Below are 4,193 nucleotides of genomic sequence, written 5' to 3'. Positions count from 1 at the left end.
GACGTCCTTGATGCGGTCGACGACGGTGAGATAGCCCTGCTCGTCGACGCGGACCAGGTCGCCGGAGTGGAACCACCCGTCGCGGAAGGCCTCGGCCGTCTCCTCCGGCTTGCCCCAGTAGCCCTCGCACAGCTGCGGCGAGCGGTACACGACCTCACCGGCCTCCCCCGCCACGACGTCGGCACCGGTCTCGTCCACGACCCGGATCTCGACGAACAGCACGGCGCGGCCGCACGACTCCGAGTGCTCGGCGTGCTCCTCGGGACGCAGGACGGTCGCGAGCGGGCCGATCTCCGACTGGCCGAAGCAGTTCCAGAAACCCAGGTCCGGCAGGGCGTCCTGCAGCCGCAGCAGCACAGGCTGCGGCATGATCGACGCTCCGTAGAACGCCTTGCGCTGGCTGCCCAGCTCACGGCTGGCGAAGTCCGGGTGCTGGGACAGCGGCACCCACACGGTCGGCGCGAGGAACAGCGAACGAAGCCGGCGCTCCTCCACGAGCCGCAGGATCTCCGGGATGTCGGGCGTCTCCAGCAGGTGGTTGGTCGCACCAACGGCGAGGTAGGGCAGGAGGAACACGTGCATGCCGGCCGAGTGGTAGAGCGGCATGGGGTGCAGCGGCTCGTCGGACTCCGTGTAGTCCAGCGCGATGATCGCCGAGACGTACTCGTGCACCAGGGCGCGGTGCGTCATCATCGCGCCCTTGGGCTGGGACGTCGTGCCGGACGTGTACAGCAGCTGCACGAGGTCGGTGTCGGCCACCTCGACGTCCAGCGTCGGCACGGGTCCGTGGGACGCCCGGTCGAGCAGCGAGCCGTCCTCGTCGCGCAGTGGCAGGACGATCTCGACCGCGATCCCGGCGGCCTCGAGCGTGGGCCGCAGCGCGGGGTCGACCAGGACGGCGCGGGCGCCGGAGTCCTCGACGAGGTAGGACAGCTCGCCGCCGGTCAGGGCGTAGTTGATCGGCACGTGCACCAGGCCGGCCCGGGCGCAGCCGAGGTACGCCAGCAGGTACGCATCCGAGTTGCGTCCGTAGGTCGCGACCCGGTCGCCGCGCCGGAGCCCCAGGTCCAGCAGGACCCCGGCGGCACGGGTGACGGCGTCGTCGAGCTCGGCGTACGTCCAGGTGCGGTCCGCGAACAGCAGGGCCGTGCGGTCCGGGTGGCGGGCTGCACTGCGCTGCAGCGTCCCGTCGACGGTGCTGGCGCGACTGACGGACATACGACCTCCGGCGGGTGGACCGGGGCGGCCACCGGAGCGTCCAACCTAGTGCGCCGGGTCACACCAGGACGACGAAGCCCCCGCCGGGGTCCGGCGGGGGCTTCGTCCGTGCGAGGCGATCAGTGCATCATGATCGGCGGCGGCGCGCCGTCCTCCGAGTCGAGCAGGTGCGACTTCTCGCGCTTGCGCGGCAGGAACGCCACCGGCACCAGCGTCACGACCAGCACGAAGAAGGCGACCCAGTAGGACGACGCGAAGGCATCGGCCAGGTCCTGGAAGCCCTGCTGCAGCACGGCGCCCGAGGCGTCGAGCGCCTGGACCAGCTGGTTGCCCTGCTCGGTGTGCGAGCTCGCCGCGAGCTGTGCCGCCGTGAGCCCACCGTCGACGTTCGGCAGGCTCTCCGAGCCCGCCAGGACGTCGCCGCTCTTCATGGCGTTGGTCAGCACGACCGAGATCGTCGCGATGCCGGTGGCGCTGGCCACCTGCTGGGTCACGTTGAGCAGCGTCGAGCCACGTGCGACGTCACTCGCCTTGAGGGTCTTGAGCGCCGAGGTGAACAGCGGCATCATCGTCGCGCCCATGCCCAGGCCGGTCACGAACAGCCAGGCCATGATGGTCCAGTCGGACGTGCCCGGGTCCGTGTTCTGCGCCAGGCCGAACATGCCGATCAGGATCCCGAGGAAGCCGAACGGGACGATGCGTCCGACCGGCATCTTGTCGGTCAGCGCACCCGCTACCGGCATCGTCAACATCGCGCCGATGCCCTGGGCCGCGATCAGCAGGCCGGCCTTCTTGACCGAGTAGCCGTCGACCTGCTGGAAGTAGGTCGGGACCAGCAGCAGCGCGCCGAAGAACGCCGCGGCGAACAGGAACATCGTGATGACCGACACGGTGAGGTTGCGGTCCTTGAACAGGCGCAGGTCGAGCAGCGGGTGTTGGGGCTTGAACGACCAGAACACGAACGCGCCGATGAGGAGCACGCCGATGATCGCCGGAACCAGCACCTTGGTGGCCGCGACGGTGCCCTGCTCGGGGATCGAGGAGACGCCGTAGAGCAGCGCCGCCAGCCCCGGCGACAGCAGGATCATGCCCACGACGTCGAGCGCCTCGCTCGGCTCGGGGGCGTCCTTCGGGAGGACCCGCTGCGCGTACAGCAGACCGATGATGCCGATCGGCAGGTTGATGAGGAACACCCAGTGCCACGAGGCCGCGTCGATCAGGATGCCGCCGAGGATCGGGCCCATGATCGGGCCGAGCAGCATCGGCACGCCGAGGATCGCCATGAGACGGCCCATGCGGTGCGGGCCGGCGGCCTTGGTCATGATCGTCATGCCGAGCGGCATCAGCATGCCGCCACCGAGGCCCTGGAGGACACGGAAGCCGATGAGGGCCTCGATGTTCCACGCCGTCGCGCACAGCAGCGAGCCGATCGTGAACAGCGCGATCGCGGTCATGTAGAGGCGCTTGGTGCCGAAGCGGTCCGCGGCCCAGCCGGTCAGCGGGATGACCGCCGCCAGCGCCAGCATGTACGCCGTCGCGGTCCACGCGACGGTCGAGTAGGCGAGCGGCTCACCGTTGCTCGACAGCTCGGTCTGGAACGTCGGCAGGGCGACGTTGACGACCGTGACGTCGAGGATCGACATGATCGCGCCGAGAACGACGACCCCGGCGATCTTGAGCAGGTCCGGAGTGATCCGATCGTCGTCGGAAAGTGGTGCGACCTGGTTGGTCATAGGCAGTGCTCCTGGTTGATGCGCGGGCGAAGGGTGCCGCCCGCGAGGATGTCGGACAGGACGCGATGCAGGTCGTCGCGCTGGCCGGGGGGCAGGTCGGCGGTGAAGGCCTTGATCGACTCCCGCTTGGCGTCGATGTGGCTGACGGCGAGCTTCTCGCCGACCGGGGTGAGGGAGACGAGCTTGACCCGTCGGTCCTCGGGACTCTCGCGGCGCTCGACGACGTCGAGCTGCAGGAGCTGGTCGACGTTGCGTCCCGTCGCGGCGTCGGACAGACCGATCTTCTCGGCGATCGAGTGGATCGACATCGGCTGGCCCGTCTTGGCGAGCAGGAACAACGTACGGGCCTGGGAGAACGACAGGTCGAGCTCGACCATCGCGTCCATGCCGTCGGCTTCGGCAAGATTCATCATGCGCATGACGAAGTCCTCGAGGGTCTCGTAGAGCTCGTCAGGTGTGGGCACGGACGAAATACTAATGTTTACGCAACCTTTGATCAAATGAAATGTTTGTTAACGCGCAATGACCGCCGTGTGCCCCGTCTCGGACACCGAATTCGTCCTGAGGGTGTGCCACGCGTAGAATGTCAAGGCTCCGTGTTTCGTGAGCATTCCCCACGCTTAGGACATTTTTTCGTATGCCCATTCGCTCCGACCTGCGCAACGTCGCAATCGTCGCCCACGTCGACCACGGTAAGACGACCCTGGTCGACGCCATGCTCCAGCAGCAGGGGAGCTTCGACGAGCACCACCAGCTCGCCGAGCGCGCCATGGACTCCGGTGACCTCGAGCGCGAGAAGGGCATCACGATCCTCGCGAAGAACACCGCCGTCCGCTACAACGGCCCCGGCTCCCCCGACGGCGGCGTCACGATCAACATCATCGACACCCCCGGCCACGCCGACTTCGGTGGCGAGGTCGAGCGCGGCCTGTCGATGGTCGACGCGGTCATCCTGCTGGTCGACGCGTCGGAGGGCCCGCTCCCCCAGACCCGCTTCGTGCTGCGCAAGGCGCTCGCCGCCAAGATGCCCGTCGTCCTGGTCGTCAACAAGGTCGACCGTCCCGACTCGCGTATCAGCGAGGTCGTCGACGAGACGTACGAGCTGTTCCTCGACCTGCTCGAGGACGGTGCCAGCGAGGACGCCCTCGACTTCCCCGTCGTCTACGCCTCGGCCCGCGCCGGTCGCGCCTCGCTGAACAAGCCGGAGGACGGCGGCCTGCCCGACAGCGAGAACCTGATCCC

General features: G+C 68.5%; 4 protein-coding genes. 1 reads left to right on the top strand and 3 read right to left on the bottom strand.

Annotated features, from left to right (window positions below; all coding sequences use genetic code 11):
- From JWQ91_RS08375 to JWQ91_RS08365, 3 genes are all read right to left on the bottom strand, one after another.
- Positions 1-1,218: AMP-binding protein (locus JWQ91_RS08375; protein WP_297782408.1), on the bottom strand; the 1,218-nt coding region annotated here is incomplete at its 3' end.
- A gap of 119 nt (positions 1,219-1,337) precedes the next feature.
- Positions 1,338-2,951, bottom strand: coding sequence for a DHA2 family efflux MFS transporter permease subunit (locus JWQ91_RS08370; protein WP_297782407.1), 1,614 nt, complete (start codon positions 2,949-2,951; stop codon positions 1,338-1,340).
- Positions 2,948-3,415 carry a MarR family transcriptional regulator gene (locus JWQ91_RS08365; protein WP_297782406.1) on the bottom strand — a complete coding sequence of 156 codons (468 nt, stop codon included), beginning with the start codon at positions 3,413-3,415 and terminating at the stop codon, positions 2,948-2,950. The genes JWQ91_RS08370 and JWQ91_RS08365 overlap by 4 nt, the downstream gene beginning before the upstream one ends.
- A gap of 173 nt (positions 3,416-3,588) precedes the next feature.
- Here JWQ91_RS08365 and JWQ91_RS08360 point away from each other — a divergent pair.
- Positions 3,589-4,193, top strand: a 605-nt coding sequence (locus JWQ91_RS08360) for a GTP-binding protein (RefSeq protein ID WP_297782405.1), incomplete at its 3' end; no start/stop codon positions are given.

This window comes from Aeromicrobium sp. (assembly GCF_025965075.1).
GTDB lineage: Bacteria > Actinomycetota > Actinomycetes > Propionibacteriales > Nocardioidaceae > Aeromicrobium.
The sequence above is the reverse complement of the archived record's forward strand: the minus strand, read 5'-3'. Positions and strand labels throughout refer to the sequence as shown.

Bases quoted from the DNA above. Each gene is read 5' to 3' on its own strand.
- JWQ91_RS08370 (WP_297782407.1), bottom strand. From the start codon at position 2,951: ATGACCAACCAGGTCGCACCACTTTCCGACGACGATCGGATCACTCCG.